This window comes from Paranoxybacillus vitaminiphilus, from assembly GCF_003259935.1.
Classification (GTDB): domain Bacteria; phylum Bacillota; class Bacilli; order Bacillales; family Anoxybacillaceae; genus Paranoxybacillus; species Paranoxybacillus vitaminiphilus.
Genome location: NZ_QLMH01000048.1, coordinates 1 through 2,344 on the forward strand (window position 1 = coordinate 1; position 2,344 = coordinate 2,344).

Sequence of the window (2,344 nt, forward strand, 5' to 3'; positions counted from 1 at the left end):
AAAAATTCGTCTAAAAAACAAAAAGACACCTCTTTCTTTTGGTAAACGATTGGTGACCAAACCAAAAACCAAAGAAAGAAAGGTGTCACCATTATGATAACGAAAAAAGAGTACTTTGCGCAATTACCAAAAGAAATAAAAGACGGATTTTCTGAATGACAAATTGGTAAACATTTAAGAAAAGCTGGAATTATCAAGGCTTGTGGTTATTCTTGTTTATCGATTTTTCAACTATTATTTCTTCTTGTTTTTCAATACAGAAACTGGTACCACGCCTTACAAAGCAAAAAGGCTGCCGATTTACCAGGAAAAGATACCATTTATCGTTTTTTGAACTCGTCTACGTATAACTGGAGAACCTTTTTACTGTCTCTGAGCTCCGAAGTGATTCGTCGTGTGAAACAAACGATTTCGAAGCGCCGTGTTACCGTGTTTATTGTAGACGATTCGATTTATTCTCGTAACCGTAGTAAATCGGTTGAGCTTCTAGCTAAAGTATTCGATCATTCCACTCGTCAGTTTGTCAATGGTTTTCAACGATTAACGCTCGGATGGTCCGATGGCTTTACATTTGTACCTATCGATTTCGCTCTTTTGAGTTCAGCGAACCAAAAGAATCGCTTGAACGAAATCCATTCGTCCATTGATAAACGAACCACAGGCTACAAACGACGGCTCGAGGCATTGGAAGCAAAACCAAACATGGTGTTGAAATTAGTAGAACATGCATTGGATAAAGGAATTTTCGCTGATTATGTGCTCATGGATACATGGTTTACTCATGCCCCGTTGGTGGAGAAGATTCACTCCAAAGGCCTTTTTGTCATTGGCATGGTCAAACAGCTGAAACAACGGTATCTTTTCAACGGAGAACGTTTAACCTTGGAACAACTGTATCGAAAAGCGAAACGAGACATTGGCAAAAAAGAAACACTCGGCTCGATTCACGCAACCCTTCATACGGGTTTACCAGTGAAAATCGTGTTTGTGCGGAATCGAAACAACCAAAGTGAATGGCTGGCCATTTTGAGTACAGATACCACGCTGTCTATGAAGAAATCGTTCGAATCTATGGGATGCGTTGGGACATCGAAACCTTTTTTAAATTCAGTAAATCGTTTTTACATTTAGCCAAAGAGTTTCAAGGTCGTTCCTATGACATGATGATTAGCCATACTACCATTGTCTTCACTCGGTATATCTTGATTGCTTGGCAACTTCGGAAAGAAGAGGATCCGAAGACCATGGGCAACTTATTCTTGTTTCTATGTGACGAAGTAAAGGAGATGGACTTTAAAAACGGCTTTACTACAATTAATTTCTCTTTTCTAAACTTTGGCTGAAGCTAAGGTTTATTTGAGTATGGACATTTTTCAGTGTCAACTGTCCAATTGGATTACTTCTTTACCTCGTTATATCAAGGACTGTCTCCATATTTCTGTGTGCGAAAGTTGAGTTAATAATTCAAGCCATTGGCGAACTGAAATATTAAGAGATTCTTTGTAAATCTTCATCCAATCATCTCTCCTAGTAACTTTTAGCGGGTTCGTATGCTTTTAATCCTTCATCGCCGGTAAGAATTTCGACTTCTCGTCCGTTCACGTTTGCGTAATATTTGGCAGCTGTTTTAATCATTGCTCAGCCTAAAAAATAATATCGTAAGATTCATTGCCTTTTAACAGCTGTAAAAAATCTCCCGTCTCCATCATGGTATCGACCGTAACAACGGTATCATCATTATTTCTAATGGTGCAGATTACTCTTTTTCGATGCGTACTTTTTCTTAGACGAATAAGTTCTGCTTCTCCAATCATTCCCATCCGAAAAGCTCTCGCCAAAAGGACATCTGTACTTAAAAAGCTGATTGGATTGATAGTGGGCACGTTTAACAAGTTATGTTTAGATGAATAATCCATAATTTTTTTCTTTATTTCCACAACCGCAAAATCACTTGTGCTAATGGAAATTTGTTTAATTTTATTTCCATAATGGTGAACAAGCAGGAAAGCCAATGCAAGAATAGAAGTTTCTCCCGCATTTTTCTTTATCATTCCTTCTTCTTTGCTGTCAAAGCCGTTTTCATAATAATTCCTAATCCATTCATCATCAATATCTACACTGCCTGATTCCGCTTCTTGAATCTGTTTTTTTAAATATCGATGCGGCTTCGACCCGGGAGAAGTAGCATTGGCAAACACTTTCATGAGTTTCAAGTCATGATAATCTACCAAAGGAAGGTAATCCGTTGCTTCATCCAAATAAAGCAACGGTCGAGGGAGAGAAGAAATATATTGAAGCCGATGTTCACTCTGTGCAATTTCAGCATACACCCAGCCTGGAACTA

2 protein-coding genes are annotated in these 2,344 nt (G+C 38.3%); one reads left to right on the plus strand and one right to left on the minus strand.

Features of this window, described 5'->3' with window-relative positions; genetic code table 11:
• Positions 1 to 162: 162 nt before the first annotated feature.
• The gene (locus B0I26_RS17975) at positions 163 to 1,131 is read left to right on the plus strand and encodes an IS4 family transposase (RefSeq protein WP_458295090.1); all 969 of its coding nucleotides are present in this window, start codon (positions 163 to 165) and stop codon (positions 1,129 to 1,131) included.
• A gap of 512 nt (positions 1,132 to 1,643) precedes the next feature.
• Here the strand turns inward: B0I26_RS17975 and B0I26_RS18450 are convergent.
• On the minus strand, positions 1,644 to 2,344 hold a 701-nt coding region (locus B0I26_RS18450), incomplete at its 5' end, for a hypothetical protein (protein ID WP_181503009.1).